The organism is Kitasatospora sp. NPDC054939, assembly GCF_053610105.1.
Genome location: NZ_JBSGXP010000070.1, coordinates 1 through 17008, shown reverse-complemented (window position 1 = coordinate 17008; position 17008 = coordinate 1). Strand labels below are relative to the sequence as shown.

17 protein-coding genes are annotated in these 17008 nt (G+C 75.8%); 7 read left to right on the top strand and 10 right to left on the bottom strand.

Going from position 1 to position 17008, the window contains the following annotated elements; genetic code table 11:
* The first annotated feature begins 60 nt into the window (after positions 1–60).
* The 5 genes from ACWGB8_RS20705 (at position 61) to ACWGB8_RS20685 (ending at position 3438) form a co-directional block, all read left to right on the top strand.
* The gene (locus ACWGB8_RS20705; protein ID WP_452214989.1) at positions 61–444 is read left to right on the top strand and encodes a hypothetical protein; all 384 of its coding nucleotides are present in this window, start codon (positions 61–63) and stop codon (positions 442–444) included.
* 169 nt (positions 445–613) lie between these two features.
* Entirely contained in the window at positions 614–1819 is a 1206-nt protein-coding gene (locus ACWGB8_RS20700; protein WP_452214988.1) for a hypothetical protein, read from the top strand.
* A 31-nt stretch (positions 1820–1850) separates the two neighbouring features.
* The gene (locus ACWGB8_RS20695; protein WP_452214987.1) at positions 1851–2285 is read left to right on the top strand and encodes a roadblock/LC7 domain-containing protein; all 435 of its coding nucleotides are present in this window, start codon (positions 1851–1853) and stop codon (positions 2283–2285) included.
* Positions 2286–2487: 202 nt separating this feature from the next.
* Entirely contained in the window at positions 2488–2862 is a 375-nt protein-coding gene (locus tag ACWGB8_RS20690; protein ID WP_452214986.1) for a hypothetical protein, read from the top strand.
* A gap of 174 nt (positions 2863–3036) precedes the next feature.
* Positions 3037–3438 carry a VOC family protein gene (locus ACWGB8_RS20685; protein WP_452214985.1) on the top strand — a complete coding sequence of 134 codons (402 nt, stop codon included), beginning with the start codon at positions 3037–3039 and terminating at the stop codon, positions 3436–3438.
* 48 nt (positions 3439–3486) lie between these two features.
* On the opposite strand, the gene ACWGB8_RS20680 is transcribed toward ACWGB8_RS20685, so the two are convergent.
* From ACWGB8_RS20680 to ACWGB8_RS20640, 9 genes are all read right to left on the bottom strand, one after another.
* Positions 3487–3882 carry a DUF6188 family protein gene (locus ACWGB8_RS20680; protein ID WP_452214984.1) on the bottom strand — a complete coding sequence of 132 codons (396 nt, stop codon included), beginning with the start codon at positions 3880–3882 and terminating at the stop codon, positions 3487–3489.
* 152 nt (positions 3883–4034) lie between these two features.
* Complete coding sequence (locus ACWGB8_RS20675) at positions 4035–5177, bottom strand: NUDIX domain-containing protein (protein WP_452214983.1); 1143 nt, start codon at positions 5175–5177, stop codon at positions 4035–4037.
* A 48-nt stretch (positions 5178–5225) separates the two neighbouring features.
* On the bottom strand, positions 5226–6287 hold the full coding sequence (locus tag ACWGB8_RS20670; protein ID WP_452214982.1) for an SGNH/GDSL hydrolase family protein: 1062 nt from the start codon (positions 6285–6287) through the stop codon (positions 5226–5228).
* Positions 6284–7513, bottom strand: a complete 1230-nt coding sequence (locus ACWGB8_RS20665) for a glycosyltransferase (protein WP_452214981.1) — start codon at positions 7511–7513, stop codon at positions 6284–6286. Before ACWGB8_RS20665 ends, ACWGB8_RS20670 begins: the two co-directional genes overlap by 4 nt.
* Positions 7510–8862: a glycosyltransferase family 4 protein gene (locus tag ACWGB8_RS20660; RefSeq protein ID WP_452214980.1), complete on the bottom strand. Its 1353-nt coding sequence runs from the start codon at positions 8860–8862 to the stop codon at positions 7510–7512. The genes ACWGB8_RS20665 and ACWGB8_RS20660 overlap by 4 nt, the downstream gene beginning before the upstream one ends.
* 112 nt (positions 8863–8974) lie before the next feature.
* On the bottom strand, positions 8975–9163 hold the full coding sequence (locus ACWGB8_RS20655; RefSeq protein ID WP_452214979.1) for a YegP family protein: 189 nt from the start codon (positions 9161–9163) through the stop codon (positions 8975–8977).
* Positions 9164–9302: 139 nt separating this feature from the next.
* Complete coding sequence (sph, locus tag ACWGB8_RS20650) at positions 9303–10316, bottom strand: sphingomyelin phosphodiesterase (protein WP_452214978.1); 1014 nt, start codon at positions 10314–10316, stop codon at positions 9303–9305.
* A gap of 72 nt (positions 10317–10388) precedes the next feature.
* Positions 10389–12485: an MMPL family transporter gene (locus tag ACWGB8_RS20645; RefSeq protein ID WP_452214977.1), complete on the bottom strand. Its 2097-nt coding sequence runs from the start codon at positions 12483–12485 to the stop codon at positions 10389–10391.
* Between the two features lie 76 nt (positions 12486–12561).
* Entirely contained in the window at positions 12562–13578 is a 1017-nt protein-coding gene (locus ACWGB8_RS20640; protein ID WP_452214976.1) for a deoxyribonuclease IV, read from the bottom strand.
* Between the two features lie 239 nt (positions 13579–13817).
* Between ACWGB8_RS20640 and ACWGB8_RS20635 the strand changes: the two genes are divergently transcribed.
* Positions 13818–14888: a right-handed parallel beta-helix repeat-containing protein gene (locus ACWGB8_RS20635; protein ID WP_452214975.1), complete on the top strand. Its 1071-nt coding sequence runs from the start codon at positions 13818–13820 to the stop codon at positions 14886–14888.
* A 115-nt stretch (positions 14889–15003) separates the two neighbouring features.
* Positions 15004–16035, top strand: a complete 1032-nt coding sequence (locus ACWGB8_RS20630) for a methyltransferase (protein ID WP_452214974.1) — start codon at positions 15004–15006, stop codon at positions 16033–16035.
* Between the two features lie 86 nt (positions 16036–16121).
* Here ACWGB8_RS20630 and ACWGB8_RS20625 read toward each other — a convergent pair whose 3' ends face one another.
* Complete coding sequence (locus ACWGB8_RS20625; protein WP_452214973.1) at positions 16122–16814, bottom strand: class F sortase; 693 nt, start codon at positions 16812–16814, stop codon at positions 16122–16124.
* Positions 16815–17008: the final 194 nt, after the last annotated feature.

Sequence of the window (17008 nt, the reverse complement as noted above, 5' to 3'; positions counted from 1 at the left end):
CGCCCCCCGAGCCTCCGCACACCCCCAGCAGCCCCCCGAGAACCCTCCGAAGGAGCCCGCGTGCCGGGTATCGACGAATGCCTGTCCGAGGCGATGGCGATAGCCGGAGCCCGCTCCGCGAGCCTGATCGACTGGAGCAGCGGACTCGCCCTCGGCAGCACCGGTGCAGCTCCGGCCGGGGACCACGACACGGCAGCGGCGGAGGCAACCGACCTGGTACGGGCGGCCGTTGACAGCGAGACCTTCGCCGGGGAGGGGAACCCCCGCTCGCCGGTGCAGGACATCATCGTCACGGCCGGCCGAAGCTACCACCTCCTCTGCTTCATCGACACCGCATTTGACAGCCGCCTCGTCCTGCACCTCTGGTTGGACCGCGTCGAGAGCAACCTCGCCTCCGCCCGCTACCGGCTGCAGGCCCTCGCCGAGGAACTGGTGCTGGGATGACGGCCGCCCTCGCCCCGTCAGGGCGCATTGCAGACGACCGCTTTCGGCCACCGGCCCCTTCGCCCGCCCCCCTGTCCGCCCGCCCCACCCCTGCGGCAGCCCGTCCGGCGGCCCGTGCGGCCGGCCGGCCCGCGTCCACGGCGGCCCGGCCGGCCGTCGGGAACGCCGGATGAGCGCCGCCCCCGTCCGCCACTGGAAGTCCCCCGCCGAGACCGTCGAGCACCTGGCCGGGGAGGGGGCCACCGGCGCCCTGCACGGCGACGCCGGCACCGTCTACCTCATCGACGGCCTGGTCACCCACGTGGAGTCCGACCACGCGCCCGACCTGGCCGCCCTGCTGACGGCCTGCGGGCGGATCACCCCCGAGGACTGGTACGAGGTCGTCCGCCGGTACGGCCCCGACTGCCGGGTGGGCGGCGCGCTGGTCGAACTGGGGCGGCTCACCCGCGGCGAGCTGGAGCTCTGCCACCTCGGCGCGCTCTACGACGCGGCGTACTTCGCCCTCGACCCGGCGGGCACCCTCTGCACCTGGCGGCCGGCCGTCCGGCACTGGCTGGGGCCGGTCGCCGCGGTCGGCGCCCGCAGGCTGCGCGAGGAGACCGTCCGCCGCCACGACCTGCTGGAACGCATCTGGCCCTGGCCGCACGTGGACACCGCCCCGGTGCGCCCGCCGGCCGCCGGCCGCGCCGGGCAGCCGGACGCCCGCCGACCGGGCCCGCACCGCCCCAGCCGCCGCCAGCGGGAACTGCTCGCCCACGCCGACGGGCGAAGAACGCCGACCGAGCTGGCCCGGCTGCTCGGCCGTTCGGCGTTCGCGACGACGGTCGAGGTGCGGCGGCTGGCCGCGGCCGGGCTGCTCTCCGCACCCCGGCACGCGGGTGCGGCGGCCCTTCCGTCCGCCGAGGTCGCGCCGCCCCGCGAGCCCGCGCCGCCGGTCCAGCCCCAGCCCCCGCCCGTAGCCGTTCCGCCCGCTGCCGTCCGGCCCGCTCCCGTCCGCTCGGCGCCGGAGGGCCGACCCGAGCCGGAGGGCCGACCCGAGCCGGAGGATCCGTATGCGCAGGTGCCCCGGACGGCCGCCGGCCTCCACCGGCGGGTCCCCGGGGAGGCCCTGGCCGCGGTGCCCGGTGCGGCCCGGGTGTACGGGGTGCCCGGGGTGCCCGCTCCGCGCGCCCCGGTGGCCCGGACGCCGCTTGCCCGCACGGCCGTGCTGCCCCTGTCCGACCGGCCCCTGCCCTCGGCGCGGCCCGCGCCCGGAGCGGGCCCGGTCCCGGCCGACCACCCATCCGACCCGGCCGCGGTGTGTCCGCCGGCCGTCACCGACCCGGACATCGCCCTGCTGACCAGGGTCCGAACCCTTCTGGAGGCCCGACTGTGAACCCCCCGCCCGCGACCCCGTCCCGCTGCCCATGAGGCGGGCGCTCAAGCAGCGTGTCGGAAGGAGGCAGCTGATCGCGCTGGAGACCGAGCTGCTGGCCGAGCTCCGTGCCCTGCGGCACCGGGTGCCGCACCTCGCGGGCGGCCTGGTGGCCGGCGTGGACGGGCTGCTGGTCGCGCACGACACGCACGGGGCGGAGCCGTCCGGCCTGGCGGCGATGACCGCCGCCTCGCTCAGCCTCGCCCAGCGGCTCGCCGACAGCACCGGCCAGGGCGAGTTCCGGGAGTCGCTGGTCCGGGGCGAGCACGGCTACGTCGCGACCTACGCGACGGGCGGCAGTTGCGTGCTCACCCTGCTGGCGCACCCGGACGCCAACGTCGGACGCCTCCACCTGGAGGCCCGCCGCTCGGCGCTGCGCATCGCGGCGCTGCTCGGCGAGGCCCCCGCGCCGGTGGAGGTCGGCTGACGGCCCCGGGCCGACCCGACCGCCCTCCCGACCACCCCGACCACCCTGACCACCCCGACCACCCCGACCACCCCGACCACCCCGACCACCGATCCCTCCGACCGACCGTCCCCGACTCCCGCGACCCACTCCATCCCCATCACCCGCACCACCACGACCGACCGCTTCCGAAATCACCATCGAACGAACCGGAGTAACCGACATGACCGACGCAGCAGGCGCTCTCAAGCAGGCGATGACCGCGATCGAGGGCGCCATCGGTGCCGCGATCGTCGACTACAACAGCGGCATGGCCCTGGCCACGCTGGACGGCCCCGGCGGCCTCGACCTCAACGTCGCCGCCGCCGGCAACACCGACGTGGTACGCGCCAAGATGCGCACCATGGACATGCTGGGCCTGGGGGACGGCATCGAGGACATCCTGATCACCCTCAGCAGCCAGTACCACCTGATCCGCCCGCTCAGCGGCCGCGGCGGCAAGGGCCTGTTCATCTACCTGGCGCTGGACAAGAACCGCGCCAACCTGGCGATGGCCCGCCACCAGCTGGTCAAGGTGGAGGCCGAGCTGGAGGTCTGACGGACCGCCTCCCCGCTGCTCCGGGCACGGCGCGCTCCTGCGCCGTCCGGAGTACGGACCCCGCGCCGCCCGGCGCGGGGTCCGGCCGGTTTGTCGGTGCCGCGTGCCAGGCTGACAGCCGTCCAGTGAACACCGCACCGGCCCGGGCCGGTCGGCCGTCCCGGAAGGCTCCGCATGTCCACCAAGATCTTCGTCAACCTGCCCGTCAAGGACCTCGCCCGTTCGACCGAGTTCTTCACCGCGCTGGGCTACTCCTTCAGCCCGAAGTTCACCGACGAGAACGCCACCTGTCTGGTGATCAGCGACACCGTCTACGCGATGCTGCTGGTGGAGCCGTACTTCACCTCCTTCACCAAGAAGGAGATCCCGGACACCTCGACGTCCGCCCAGGCGATCCTGGCCCTCAGCGCGGAGAGCCGGCAGGAGGTCGACGCGCTCGTGGACAAGGCGGTCGCCGCCGGTGCCAAGGGCAGGGAGCCGATGGACGAGGGGTTCATGTACGGCCGCGGCTTCGAGGACCTGGACGGCCACCTGTGGGAGGTCTTCTGGATGGACCCGTCCGCCGCCGAGGAGTGATCCCCGGGCGGGCCCGGCGCTCCGGGCCGGGCCCGTGGCGGAGTCCGGTCAGCCGGGCCCGCCGTCCTCCCAGGCGGTGTCGCCGCCGGGCAGCGCGGTGCAGAGCGTGCCCCGGGGGGTGAGCACGCTCCACGGGCCGAGCTGCGCGTGCGGGGGCACGGACAGCCGGCCGCCGCCGGTGAAGGCCAGCTCCAGCCCGCCCGCCATGGTCACCCGGGCCGTTTCGACGGTGCGGCCCACCAGGTCGAGCAGCGGGGCGGTCGGGGCGAAGGACAGGGCCGGGTAGAAGTGCTCCACCTCCGAGGGCGCGGCGAACCGGAACTCGTGCCCCACCCGCACGGTGACCGGCCCGCCGGGCGTGGCGAGCGTGATGTCGAGATGGACGCCGCCGCCGACCGCCACCACTCGGTGGCCGGCCAGCACGTCCGTGATCGAGCGCTGCATGGGCCCAGTGTGGACCAGGACCCGCCGCCCGCGGGACCATCCGCCGTCCGACCCGACCCGACCCGGCCCGCCGCCTGTCCGTCCTCGGACCGGGCCGGACCCACCGCTCCGCGAGACCCACCGCCCCGCCGGATCCGCCGCCGGACCGCCCGTCAGTCCTCCTGGTCGGCCGGCCGCCCGAGCACCAGCTCCAGCGGTCCGCCCGCCCGGCCGCGGTGGGCGAGCGCGGCCTCGGTCCGCGCCCAGCCGGCGCCGGACAGCAGGGCCCGGGCCTCCTCCGGCGCGCACATCCGCCACTCGACCAGCTCGCCCTCGGCCAGCCGGATCGAGGCGAGCCGCTGCGCGTCCACCGTCCCGCCGTCGAACAGGTACAGCAGCAGCGGCAGGTCGAACCGGGTGGGGTCCGCCGTGCCGGCGGCGTCGCCGAGTGCCGCGGACCCGGGCTGCCAGTCCAGTGCCAGCAGCCGGCCCGGCCGGTGGTCCCAGCCCAGCTCCTCGCGCACCTCCCGCCGGATCGCCGCCCGCGGCAGCTCCCGGTCCGCCTCGATGCTGCCGCCGGGCAGGGTCCAGTACGCCCCGCCCGGATCGCCCGGCCGCGGGGTCAGCCGCACCAGCAACACCCGGCCGGACGCATCGGTGAACACCGCCCGCGCCTTGGCCCGGATCCGGGGGAGCCCGGCGAGGTAGGCGTCGCGGTCCTGCGGGGGCCGTGCCGACCGCGGCTGCGGCGGGCCGGTCGGGGCGCCGTGCAGCTCGACCCCGGCCAGCCGGGTGTACGCGGGCACCGGCCACGGCTCCAGCAGCTCCCGGGTGTGCCCGACCGGCAGGCTGTCCTCCAGCTCCAGCGGGCCCGCCGAACGGGGCAGCCGCAGGCAGGAGACGGCCCGCCGGGACAGCTTGGGCGGCAGCGCGTGCACGGCCCGGTCGGGGTCCAGCCAGGCCCAGCCGCCCACCTCCGCGGGGTCCGGGGCGAGCGCGGCGAGCTGCGCGGCGGTGAGCGGCTCGGCCCAGTACAGGTGCGCGGCGATCGGCGGCCGGAAGTGGTCCAGCGACCAGTCGATGCAGGCCAGCGGCCCCAGCCGGGGCGTGAAGCCGAGCTCCTCGGCGATCTCGCGCTCGGCCGTCCGGCGCGGCGAGCGGTCCCCGGGCTCCCAGCCGCCGCCCGGTACGGCCACCGGGTGCTCGCGGTCGTACGGCAGCCGGACCACCAGCACCCGGCCCCGCTCGTCGGGGAACAGCACCCCGGCGGCCGCCAGCAGTCGGCGGCCCGCCCCCTCCGACGGTGTCGTCGTCAACGAACCGCTCTCCCCTCGCTGCACACGTCCGCCTCTGATGACTCGGCGTCACACCCGTTCGGTTCCACGCGGGGTGGGAGGATCCGGTCGGCCGAGCCCGGCGAGGGCCGCGGCGGCCGCCCGGGCCATCTGCTCGTCGAGCCGCCCGGTCGCTCCCCGCAGCCGTTCGAGCCCCTCGAGGGCGGCCAGCGCCAGCAGTCCGGGCAGCAGATCGGTGCTGCGTTCGGCCACCCAGCGGGTGCCGCGGGTGGCCATCCACCACAGGTCGGCGGCCCGGCCGGGCGGGGCCTCCACCGCCGAGGGCCGCGGCTCGGGGCCCAGCGCCAGACCTCTCGGCGGGCCCGCCGGAACGCCCGGCGCCGGTCCCGTCGGGAGTCCGCGCGCCGGGCCCGCCGGGGCGCCGGGCGGACCGCCCGACGGATCGCCCGCGGCCGTGCCGGGCGCCGGGCGGTCGGCGAGCAGCCGGTGGAAGCCGCGGGCGATGAGGTGGTGGCCGTCGGCGCTGGGGTGCAGCCGGTCCGCGCTGAGCAGCCGCCGCTCGGCCGTCCACGGCAGGTCGGCGAGGTGCAGGTGCACGGTCCGGTGGCGCTCCGACAGCGCGTGCACCACGGTGTTCACGGCCGCCATCCGCCGGGCGAGTGGCCGGGCCAGCGGGAGCGGCAGCCGCAGCAGGGCGCCCGGGTCGGGCAGGCAGGCCGTCAGCAGCAGGCTGCCGTGCCCGGCCAGCGCGGTCAGGACGGTGTCGAGCTCCCGGGTGGTCCGCCGGATGTCGAACCCGGCCCGCAGGGTGTCGTTGCCGCCGACCACCACCGCCGCGAGCCGGGGCCGCAGGGCCAGCGCCGCGGGCAGCTGCTGCGCCGCCAGATCGGTGCTGAGCGCCCCGCTGCGGGCCAGATTGGTGAAGGCGACGCGGGCCGGGTCCGGCGCCAGCGATCCCGCCAGGACGGCGGCCCATCCCCGCCAGCCGCCGGGCACCGGGTCGCCGACGCCCTCGGTCAGCGAGTCCCCGAGCGCCACGAACCGCAGCGGTCCGACCCCGGCCGCGGCACCGTCGGCGGCCCCGCCCGTCCGGGCGGCTCCCGCGGGATCCGCAGTGACCGTCGGCCTCATGGCTCCGCCGTCCCCTTCGTCCCCGCCGCCTGCTGCCCGGCCGTCCCCTTCTTCCCGACCGTCCCCTTCTTCCCGGCCATCCCGGGCCCGGCCGGTACGAGCCCGTGGGCGGTGAGGAAGCCCGCCACGGCGGCCGGCCACCCGTACGCCGCAGCCCGCGCCCGGGCCGCGGCCCGGCGCCCGGCCTCCGGACGCGCCAGCAGGTCGCGCACCCCGTCGGCGAACCCCGCCCCCGAGTCGGCGGCGGCCACGCCCGCCGCCCCGACCAGCCCGGGCAGCGCCGACGAGCGGCTCACCACCACCGGGGTCCCGCAGGCGAGCGCCTCCATGGTGGCCAGTCCAAAGGTCTCGACCGGCCCGGGTGCGAGCACGGCGTCCGCGCAGCCGAGCAGGGCCGCCACCGACGTGCGGCCGGGAAGGTGGCCGAGGAAGTGCACCGGCAGCCGGCGCCGCGCGGCCTCGGCGGCGAGCCGCTCGCGCAGCGGCCCGGTGCCGGCCACCGCGAGGACGGCGGGCAGCCCGCCGCTGCGCAGGTCGGCCAGCGCCTCCAGGGCCCGCCCCGGACGCTTCTCCGCCGACAGCCGCGAGCACAGCACCAGCAGCACCTCGGACGGCCCCGCGTACCGGGCCCGCTCCTGCTCCCGCGCCACCGCCGTCGGCGGTCGCAGGGTGTCGAGGTCCACCCCGAGCGGGGCGCGCACCACGTTCCGCACGCCCAGCCGGGTGAACTCGGCGGCGGCCCAGTCGGTCGTGCAGACCACCGCGTCGTACGCCCGGGCCGTCCGGGTGTTGAGCCGGTCGGCGAGGGCCCGCGCGGCGGTGTCCGGCACGCCCCGCAGGCGGAGCAGCCCGGTGGTGCTCTCGTGCGACACCATGACCGCCCGCACGCCGTGGGCGCGCGCCCAACCACCGGTCCAGCGCAGGGTGGTGCGGTCGGAGACCTCCAGCCGGTCGGGCGCCAGCCGGGCGAGTTCCCGGGCCACCGCCCGGCGGTCGGTGAGCAGCCGGTAGCCGCCGCTGCCCGGCAGGACCCGTCCGGGCAGGGTGACGACCAGGCCCTGCTCCTCCTCGGCCTCCGCGTGCCGGGGGCCGGGCACGACCAGGACCGGACGGTGGCCGGAGGCCCGGTAGCCGGCCCCGAGGTGGCGCAGCGCGGTGCGCAGGCCGCCCGAGACCGGGGTCACGAAGTTCGCCACCCGGACGATCGTCAGCCCGCGCCCCGTCATACCGGCTGCTCCTCGGACACGGCCGCCGGGGCCACGGCCGCCGCCGGGGCCTCCGGTTCCGGGGCGAGCCCGGTCGTACCCTCCGGTACCGCACTTCCCGACGGCCCCGACGGCCCCGACGGTCCCGACAGCCCCGACGGCGTACGCGCCGGAACCCCGGGCACCCCCGCCACCGGCACCCCCGCCGCCGCCGCGACCGGGCTTCCGCCGTGCTCCGCCAGCACCTCCGCGTAGTGCCGCAGCAGCAGGTCCCCGACCGCCTCCCAGGTGCGCGCGGTCACCTCCGCCCGGCCCGCCCGGCCGTACGCGGCGCGCCGTTCCGGGTCCGCGGCGAGTTCGGCGACCGCCCGGGTGACCGCGGCGCCGTCCCGGGGCGGGACGAGCAGGCCGGTGCGGTGGTGGGCGACCAGGTCGAGCGGCCCGCCGGCGGCCGGCCCGATCACCGGGACGCCGCTGGCCATGGCCTCCTGGATGGTCTGGCAGAAGGTCTCCAGCGGCCCGGTGTGCACGAAGACGTCCAGGCTGGCGAAGCAGCGGGCGAGTTCCTCGCCGGTGCGGCGGCCGAGGAAGACCGCGCCGGGCATGGCGGCCCTCAGTCCGGGGGCGGACGGGCCGTCGCCGACCACGACCACCCGGACCCCGGGCAGGGCGGCGACCCCGGCGAGCAGGTCGACCCGCTTCTCGGGGGCGAGCCGGCCGACGTACCCGACCAGCACCTCGCCGCCGGGGGCGAGCGCCCGGTGCAGCGCCTCGTCGCGGTGCCGGGGGTGGAAGCGGGCGGAGTCGACGCCGCGCGGCCACAGCTGGACCCGGGGGACGCCGTGCGCGGTGAGGTCCTGGGCCGCGGGGGTGGAGGGGGCGAGCGTCCGGGCGGCGGCCCGGTGGATACCGCGGATGCGGTGCCAGGCGGCGGCCTCGCCGAGTCCGCGGCCGGCCCGGTAGGCGTGCGCGTAGCCGGCCAGGTCGGTCTGGTAGACGGCGACGGCCGGTACCCCGAGCCGGGCGGCGGTCTGCATGCCGCGCGCGCCGAGTACGAACGGGCTGGCCAGGTGCACCAGGTCGGGCCGGTGGCCGGCGACCGCGGCGGCGAGCCGGCGGCTGGGGAGGGCGATCCGGACCTGCGGGTAGCCGGGCAGCGGTACGGACGGCACCCGGACCACCGGCAGTTCGGCCCCGCAGGGGCCGTCGCCGAAGGTCTGCGGCGGGCAGTGCGCGCCGCGTGCGGGGGCGGGGGTGACGATCAGGGGGTGGTGGCCCCGGCGGACCAGGTGCTCGGCCGTCCGCAGCACGCTGTGGGCGACGCCGTTGACCTCGGGTGGGAAGGATTCGGTGACGATGACGACACGCATGCCGTCGTTCTGTCCGGTCCCGGGGTGCGGCGGGCCAAAGGGATCTTTCGAACAAAAGAACGCGGGTCGGCGATTTGCACCGCCGACCCGCGGCCCTCCGGCAGCGGCGGGATCACGCCCGGCTCGGCGCCTCCTTGAGTTCCGCGTACGGCGCGAGCTTCCGGATCGACTCGATGCTCTTGATGCAGTCGTCCCGGCTCTCGTGCGGGTCCCCGGTCACCACGACCGAGCCGTTGCTCGCCTTGAGCCGGAACCGGTGCATGCCGCTCTCGTCGGTGTAGAGCTCGAACTTGCCTGCCATGGAGTGTTCACCTCTCGGATGGGTTCGCCCCCTCACCCGGCAACGTAGGGCGGCGGTGCGCCCCGCGCATGCCGGGCGGGGCGTTCGAGTCACCGCCGTCCGGGGCACCCGTCCGCGAGCCGGAGGCCCGGTGCGGGGCTCAGCCGCCGGTGACCGGGTAGTGGTCCGAGAGGTCGTTGTAGGTGTAGCTGGTGCCCCAGCTGCTGACCGTCCAGGGCGAGCTGTGGAAGCGGACCACATTGTTGGTGTAGCTCGCGGGCCGGACGTGGTCGGCGCGGTAGAGGACGTAGTCGAGGTCCTCGCGCGGGTCGTTCGGGTAGCGGTCCTTCGCGATGGAGTTGTCCGCGGTGTCGAAGGAGTACGGCCAGCCGGTGCGGCTGTCGGCCGGGGCGAGGGCGCCGTTGCCGAGCATCGCGGCGTACTCGGGGCTGTGCGAGTCGACGTTGAAGTCGCCGGCGATCAGGACGGGCTCGGAGGCCGGGATGTTCTTGCCGTCGAGGAAGGACTTCATCGCCTTCAGCTGCGCCGCGCGGACCTGGGCGGGCTGGCCGGCGGAGCAGCCGCTGTCGGTGGACTGCAGGTGGGTGCCGACCACGTGGGTGCGCAGGCCGTTGACGTCGAGCACGGCGTAGGCGAAGCCCTTGTTGGACCACCAGTCGGCGCCGCAGGCGTCCTTGAAGACGTACTGCTCCTTGCGCAGGATGGGCCACTTGCTGAGCACGGTCACCCCGCCGTCCTCGGGGGTGACGGAGCTGTAGCTGCCGGAGGTGGCGTCCCAGCCGCTGGTGGAGCGGCCGACGACGGGCGTGCGGTGGGGGTATTCGGCGGAGGCCCGGGAGAGCAGCTCGTCGGAGGTGGCGTTGTCGAACATCTCCTGGAGGACGACGACGTCCTGGCCGTGGAAGAAGTCGGCCGAGGTGATGGCCTTGGCGCGGTGGTCCTGGCCCCAGTTCGGGTACAGGGTCTTGCTGAACAGGAAGACGTTGTAGCTCAGCACCTTGAGGGCGGGCACGGAGGCCGCGGCGCTGCCCTGCTCGGCCGCGGAGCCGGCGGCGACGGCGCTCGGCGCGGCGGCGAGGGGGGCGAGCAGGGCGGCAGCGGCGGTGCAGACGGCGGCGAGGCGGCGGCTGCGGGACACGGTGGAAATTGACATGATCGCAGTCAACGTGGTCCCGGCCACATCGGACAAGACGTCAGACGATAACCATATGAACTCATTGGTAACTTAAAGCTGTCTGACCAACTCCTCGTCCTCCGGACCGACTTGCCTGGACAACTCGCTCGGCCACCACATCCGCCGCCCCAGATCCATGGTCACCGCCGTGACCAGCACCGACCGCACCACCAGCGCATCCAGCAGCACCCCCAGCGCCACTGCGAACCCGATCTCGGTGAACGACACCACCGGCAGCGTCGCCAGCACCGCGAAGGTGCTCGCCAGGATCAGCCCCGCCGACGTGATCACCCCGCCGGTCGCGGCCAGCCCCGCCACCGCCCCCTGCCGGGTGCCGTGGTGCGCCGACTCCTCCCGTACCCGGGTCATCAGGAAGATGTTGTAGTCGATCCCGAGCGCCACCAGGAACACGAACACGAACAGCGGGAACGCGTGGTCCTGGCCCTCGAAGTGGAAGAAGTGCTCGAAGACGAACACACTGATCCCCAGCGCCGCCGCGTACGACAGCACCACCGTGCCGATCAGCACCAGCGGCGCCGTCACCGCCCGCAGCAGCGCCGCCAGGATCAGCACCACCACCCCCAGCACCAGCGGGATGATCGTCCGGTTGTCCTCCGTCGCCGCCCGCCCGGCGTCCAGCGCCACCGCCGTACTGCCGCCCACCTTGGCGTCCGCCCCCGGCACCGCGTGCACGGCCTCCCGCAGCCGGTCCACCGTGTCCTCGGCCGCCCGGCTGTCCGGCGGATCGGCCAGCGTCGCCCGGAACAGTGCCTCGCCCTCGCGCACCTCGGGCTCCGAGGTCCCCGCCACCCCCGCCGTCGCCGCCGTCACCGCCCGGACCTCACCCGCCTCGCCCGCATTGCTGATCACCGTCAGCGGTGCGCCCGTACCGGCCGGGAAGTGCGCCGCCAGCACCTGCTGGCCCGCCACCGAGTCCGGCTTGCCGGTGAACGACCCGGCCGTGCTCAGACCCGTCGCGTTCAGCGACACCAGCCCAAGACAGCAGACCGCCAGCACCAGCACCGTACCCGTCCACACCTTGCGCGGCTTGCGCCCGATCCACGCCCCGACGTGCGCCCACCGGCCGCTCGTGGTCGGCTCCGGCGAGCCGTACACCGGTTTCACCGGCCAGAACACCCACCGGCCGACGATCACCAGCAGCGCCGGCAACAGGGTCAGCATCGCGGCCAGCGCCACCAGCACCCCGATCGCGCAGACCGGGCCCAGGCCCCGGGTCGAGTTCATCTCGGCGACCAGCAGGCACAGCATCGAGGCGACCACCGTCGCCGAACTCGCCAGGATCGCCGGGCCCGCCCGGTGCACCGCGAACGCCATCGCCTCGTGCCGGTCCCGGTGGCGGCGCAGCTCCTCCCGGTAACGGGCGGTCAGCAGCAGCGCGTAGTCCGTCCCCGCACCCAGGACGAGGACGATCAGGATGCCCGCGCTCTGCGCGTTCACCGTCAGCCCCGCATGCTCCGCCAGCAGGTAGATCACCGCCTGCGAGACCACCAGCGACACCCCCGCCGCCAGCAGCGGCAGCAGCCACAGCACCGGGCTGCGGTAGGTGAGCAGCAGCAGGACGATCACCACGGCGACGGTCGCGAAGAGCAGTGTGTCGTCGATCCCGGCGAACGCCTCCGCCTGGTCGGCGCCGACCCCGGCCGGGCCGGTGACGTGCGTGGTCATCCCGAGGTCCTGGTCGGCGGCGGTCGCCCGCAGGCTGTCCACCGCCGGCTGCAGGTCCTCCCAGCCGCCGGTGCCGATGTCGACCGGCACCACCGTCTGCATCGCCTCGCCGTCCGTGGACACCACCGGACCGCTCACCGGGCCCACCACATGCGGCGCACTCAGGAACGCGGCGGCGTCGCGCGCCGCCTCCACCCGGTCGGCCGCCGTGATGCCGCCCGTCCGCTCGTACACCACGACCGCCTGCAGCGTCTCCACCGGCTGGAAGGCCCGCTGCTCCTGCAGCACGATCGTGGACTCGGCACTGCCGGGCAGCCAGCTGGACGCCTGGTTGTCCTCCGCGCCGGCGAGCTTGCCGGCCAGCGGCCCCGCCACCACCAGCAGCACCAGCCACAGGGCCAGCACCAGCCACTTGCTGCGCCGGCCGCACGGCAGCGCGGCCAGCCTCCGGGTCGGACTCATCGCGCACCCCCGGGGGGTCTGGGCAATCCTCTCCCAGCCTCCCACCACCCCCCGACCCCGGCAGCCCGAGCCGCTCCTACACCGGTACGGTCGCCGCAGTCGCCGCAGTCGCCGCAGTCGCCGCAGTCGCCGCAGTCGCCGCGGCCGGAACGGCCGGAACGGTTGCCCGCTCGCGCAGCCCCTTCAGCACGCCGATGTCCATAGCGTGGCCGGCGCCGTCACCGCCGTGCTTGCGGTCCGGCGTCTCGACGATCAACGGCACGCTGGCCGTCGCCGGGTGCTCGAACAGCTCGCGGAACGGCTCCGCGCCGATCCGGCCGGCACCGATGTTGGCGTGCCGGTCCTTGCGGGCGCCCACCGCGTCCTCGGAGTCGTTGGCGTGGATCAGCCGCAGCCGGTCCGGGCCGGCCGCCGCGACCAGCGCGTCCAGGGCCTCCCGCACACCGCCCGGCGCCGCCAGGTCGTGCCCGGCAGCGAAGGCGTGGCAGGTGTCCAGGCAGACCCCGACCCGCGGGTGGCCGCCCAGCGCCTCCAGGTACTCGGCGAGGTCCTCCATCCGCGAGCAGAGCGAACGGCCCTGCCCGGCCGTCGGCTCCAGCAGCAGCCAGGGCACCGGGCCGCCCCGCCCGTCCGCCGCGTCCAACTCGTCCAGCAGCGGACGGACGTCCTCGCGCACCTGCGCCAGCGCCTCGGCCCGCCGCGAACCGCCGTCCGCCGCCGCGCCCACCGCCGAACCGGTGTGCAGTACCACGCCCAGCGCGCCGATCGCGTGCCCGCGCAGCAGCGAGTGCCGCAGCGAGGCCGTCGAGTGCTCCCGGGTCGCCGCGTTGTCCGAACCGAAGTTGATCAGGTACGGCGCGTGCACGTACGCCGGGATCCCCTGCTCGGCGCAGGCGGTGCGGAACAGCTCGTCCTGCACCGGGTTGCCCGGGGGAGTGGCCCAGCCGCGCGGGTTGGCCACGAACACCTGCACCGCCTCGGCACCGACCCGCCGCGCGTACGCCAGCCCCGTCCCGGCCAGCCCCCGGGCGGCCACCGGCACATGGGCGCCGATCGGGTTGCGGACGGCGGACGGGGAGGGCGGGGCGTTCATGCCCCCGAGCATGCCACGGCGTCCGCCGCGCCCCGTCGGCGGGCCGCAACCCGATCGGCGGCCCGGGTACCTCCACCGGCCGACGCACCGTCAGCCCCGCAGCCCAGCCCTGGTGGCGGGCCCCGGGTGGCGCCCATAGCGTCGATTCGGCCGGCCCCACACCGGCCGTCCACCCATGCGCACTCCGTGTCACCGCGCCGGCGTCCCCGCGAGCGCGGCGAGAAAGCAGGTCACCACACATGCCCACGCGTCGGGTCCACCACCTCGCCGCGGCCACCGCCGCCGCCACGACCACCGCCCTGGCCACCCTCGGTGCCACCCCCGCGGCCCATGCCGCGGGCACCGTGCACGTCGTCCTCCCCGGAGAATCGATCCAGCAGGTGATGGACCAGGCCCGGCCGGGCGACACCGTCCAACTGCTCCCCGGCACCTACCGCGGGAGCGTCCGCATCACCACCCCCGGCCTCACCCTCCGCGGCTCCGGCCCGGACAGCGTCATCGCCCCGCAGGCCGACGACACCGGCGCCTGCGCCACCGCCGGCCACGGCCTCTGCGTCGCCGGGACCGAGGCCGACCGCCTCGCCGGCGTCCGGGTCGAGGCGCTCACCGTCGCCGGGTTCCCCAAGAACGGCCTCAACGCCAACAGCACCACCGGCATGGTGATCCGCGCCGTCCACGCCCGCGACAACGGCCACCAGGGCATCAGCCAGGAGCGGTCCACCCGCGCGGTGATCAGCGGCAACGTCGCCACCCGCAACGGCCAGTCCGGCGTCTTCCTCGCCAACAGCGTCGACAGCGAGGGCGGCGCGCTCGACACCGAGGGCACCGTCGTCCGCGACAACCGGCTGACCGACAACCGGATCGGCGTCACCGTCCGCCGCGCCCGGACCCTCACCGTCGAGCGGAACGCCATCAGCGGCAACTGCGGCGGCGTCTTCGTCGTCGGCGACGAGGGCGTCCCCCGGGCCGGCGCGCTCACCGTCAGCCGCAACCGCGTCGTCGCCAACAACAAGTACTGCCCGCCCAACCCGCGGCTCGCCTTCATCCAGGGCACCGGCATCCTCCTCACCGGCGCCGAGGCCACCACGGTGACCGGCAACGAGGTCCGCGACAACGTCGGCACCTCACCGATGTCCGGCGGCATCGTGCTCTTCCGCAGCGTCGTCGGCGTCCCCAACGCCGGAAACACCGTCACCGGCAACCTCGTGCTCGGCAACGGCCCGGCCGACCTCGCCGACCGCGACACCGGCACCGACAACGCCTTCAGCCGCAACCACTGCGCGGTCTCCGAGCCGGCCGGCCGCTGCTGACCACCGCGCCCCCGCGCCGCACCCGCCGCCCGCACCCGTCATTCCGCCCCCCTGCCCCGCCCGACCCCCGGCTCCGCGCCCCCGCCCGGATCCACACTCCCCAGAAGGACGGCCCATGACCACAGCACCCGCCACCACCCCGCAGGCCGCCATGCGCCTGCGGGAACTCGTCTTCGGCGCCGCCTGCGCCGCCGCCGTGCGCGCCGCCGCCCGGCTCGGCGTCGCCGACGCGCTCGACGAGACCCCCACGAGCGTCACCGACCTCGCCGCCGCCCTCGGCACCGAGCCCAAGCCGCTGCGCCGCCTGCTGCGCGCGCTGACCTGCTACGGCATCTTCAACGAGGTCGGCGACGACCGCTTCGAGCACACCGAGATGTCCCGCCTGCTGCGCGAGGACGCCCCCAACTCGCTGCGGTACATCTCCCTCTGGTGCACCGAGCCGTGGACGTGGGAGGCGTGGCCGAAGCTCGACGAGGCGGTCCGCTCCGGGCGCAACGTCTTCCCCGAGCTGTTCGGCAAGGAGTTCTTCGACTACCTGCACAGCGAGGGCGGCGACTCGGCGAAGGTCTTCGACCGGGCCATGACCACCTCCAGCCGCCAGTCCGCCGCCGACTTCGCCGGCTACCTCGACCTCGCCGGCGTGCAGAGCGTCGTGGACATCGGCGGCGGCCAGGGCCACGTCCTGGCCAGCCTGCTGGAGAAGCACCCGAACCTGCACGGCACCCTGCTCGACCTGCCGAAGGTCGTCGCCGGCGCCGACCCCCGGCTGCGCGAGGGCGGTGCGTTCGCCGCGCGCGCCCGCCTGGTGCCGGGTGACTGCCGGGTGGACATCCCGGTCCAGGCCGACCTCTACATCATCAAGAACATCCTGGAGTGGGACGACGAGTCCACCCGCCGCACCCTGGCGAACGTGGTCCGGGTCGCCCGCCCCGGTGCCCGCGTCGTGGTCGTGGAGAACCTCGTCGACGACAGCCCGTCGATGCGCTTCACCACCGCGATGGACCTGATGCTGCTGCTCAACGTCGGCGGCGCCAAGCACTCCACGGAGAGCATGGTCCGGCTGATGACCGCGGCCGGCCTCGACGTGTCCGAGGTGCGCCCGGTCAACCCGTACCTGCACGCCTTCGAGAGCACCGTGCGCGGCTGACCCCGGCCCAGGACGACGAAGGACCGCCGGCCCCCGAGGGGTGCCGGCGGTCCTTCGTCGTGCGGCGGCCGCTGCGGGCCCGGCGCTCAGCCCTTGCGGGAGGACTCCAGGTGCGCGAAGACCACGACGTTGTCCAGGTAGTCCTTCTTCTTCTTGTCGTACGCCCCGCCGCAGGTGATCAGCCGCAGCTGGGAGTCCGGCGTCGCCCCGTACACCTGCTGGTCCGGGAAGGCGTCCTTGCGGAAGGTCTGCACGGAGTCCACCGAGAACACCGCGACCGTGCCGTCCGCCCGGGCCACCTCGACCTTGTTGCCCGGCACCAGCAGGCTCAGCAGCAGGAACACCGCCGGGCCCTTCAGGGTGTCCACGTGCCCGGCCAGGACGGCCGCGCCGCGCTCGCCGGGGGAGGCGCCGTCGCGGTACCAGCCGACCAGGTTCTTGTCGTCCGGCGGCGGCGCCTGGAGCGCCCCGGCGGCGTCCAGCGTCAGTTCGGTGAAGGGCGCGTCGACGGCGATCTGCGGGATCCGCAGCCGGGTCGGCTTCGAACGCTTGAGCACCGGTGCGGCGGGCGCCTTTCCGGGCTTTCCGACCGCCGCGCCGGGAGCGGCCTGCGGCGTGCCGCCGGGGGCGGCGGACGCGGTGGCCGCCGGGGGCGCGGCCGGGCCGTCGACAGGGGAGGACGTGCCGTCCACCGAGTTGTAGAGGACCAGCAGGCCGGCCGCGGCGGCGCCGAGGCCCGCGCGCAGCAGTCGGGACGAACCGGGGGTCCCAGCGCCCATCTCTCACTCCTCGCGGTCTGCGGCGGCCCGCCGCCTCGCGGACGGGCCACCGCCGTACGGACCGCCTGCCCGCGGCAGGCGGTGCAGCGCCGCCCGGCACGCCCCCCCCCGGGGCCGGCCGCCCCGCCGCGGCGGGGGGCCGCCACTCGGGGGGCGGAGGCCACCCAAGAGTTGAAACAAAACAAGATCCCCCA

Bases quoted from the DNA above. Each gene is read 5' to 3' on its own strand.
- ACWGB8_RS20640 (WP_452214976.1), bottom strand. From the start codon at position 13,578: ATGAACGCCCCGCCCTCCCCGTCCGCCGTCCGCAACCCGATCGGCGCC.
- ACWGB8_RS20655 (WP_452214979.1), bottom strand. From the start codon at position 9,163: ATGGCAGGCAAGTTCGAGCTCTACACCGACGAGAGCGGCATGCACCGG.
- ACWGB8_RS20665 (WP_452214981.1), bottom strand. From the start codon at position 7,513: ATGACGGGGCGCGGGCTGACGATCGTCCGGGTGGCGAACTTCGTGACC.
- ACWGB8_RS20625 (WP_452214973.1), bottom strand. From the start codon at position 16,814: ATGGGCGCTGGGACCCCCGGTTCGTCCCGACTGCTGCGCGCGGGCCTC.
- ACWGB8_RS20670 (WP_452214982.1), bottom strand. From the start codon at position 6,287: ATGAGGCCGACGGTCACTGCGGATCCCGCGGGAGCCGCCCGGACGGGC.
- ACWGB8_RS20680 (WP_452214984.1), bottom strand. From the start codon at position 3,882: ATGCAGCGCTCGATCACGGACGTGCTGGCCGGCCACCGAGTGGTGGCG.
- ACWGB8_RS20645 (WP_452214977.1), bottom strand. From the start codon at position 12,485: ATGAGTCCGACCCGGAGGCTGGCCGCGCTGCCGTGCGGCCGGCGCAGC.
- ACWGB8_RS20700 (WP_452214988.1), top strand. From the start codon at position 614: ATGAGCGCCGCCCCCGTCCGCCACTGGAAGTCCCCCGCCGAGACCGTC.
- ACWGB8_RS20695 (WP_452214987.1), top strand. From the start codon at position 1,851: ATGAGGCGGGCGCTCAAGCAGCGTGTCGGAAGGAGGCAGCTGATCGCG.
- ACWGB8_RS20685 (WP_452214985.1), top strand. From the start codon at position 3,037: ATGTCCACCAAGATCTTCGTCAACCTGCCCGTCAAGGACCTCGCCCGT.
- ACWGB8_RS20660 (WP_452214980.1), bottom strand. From the start codon at position 8,862: ATGCGTGTCGTCATCGTCACCGAATCCTTCCCACCCGAGGTCAACGGC.
- ACWGB8_RS20635 (WP_452214975.1), top strand. From the start codon at position 13,818: ATGCCCACGCGTCGGGTCCACCACCTCGCCGCGGCCACCGCCGCCGCC.
- ACWGB8_RS20630 (WP_452214974.1), top strand. From the start codon at position 15,004: ATGACCACAGCACCCGCCACCACCCCGCAGGCCGCCATGCGCCTGCGG.
- sph (WP_452214978.1), bottom strand. From the start codon at position 10,316: ATGTCAATTTCCACCGTGTCCCGCAGCCGCCGCCTCGCCGCCGTCTGC.
- ACWGB8_RS20690 (WP_452214986.1), top strand. From the start codon at position 2,488: ATGACCGACGCAGCAGGCGCTCTCAAGCAGGCGATGACCGCGATCGAG.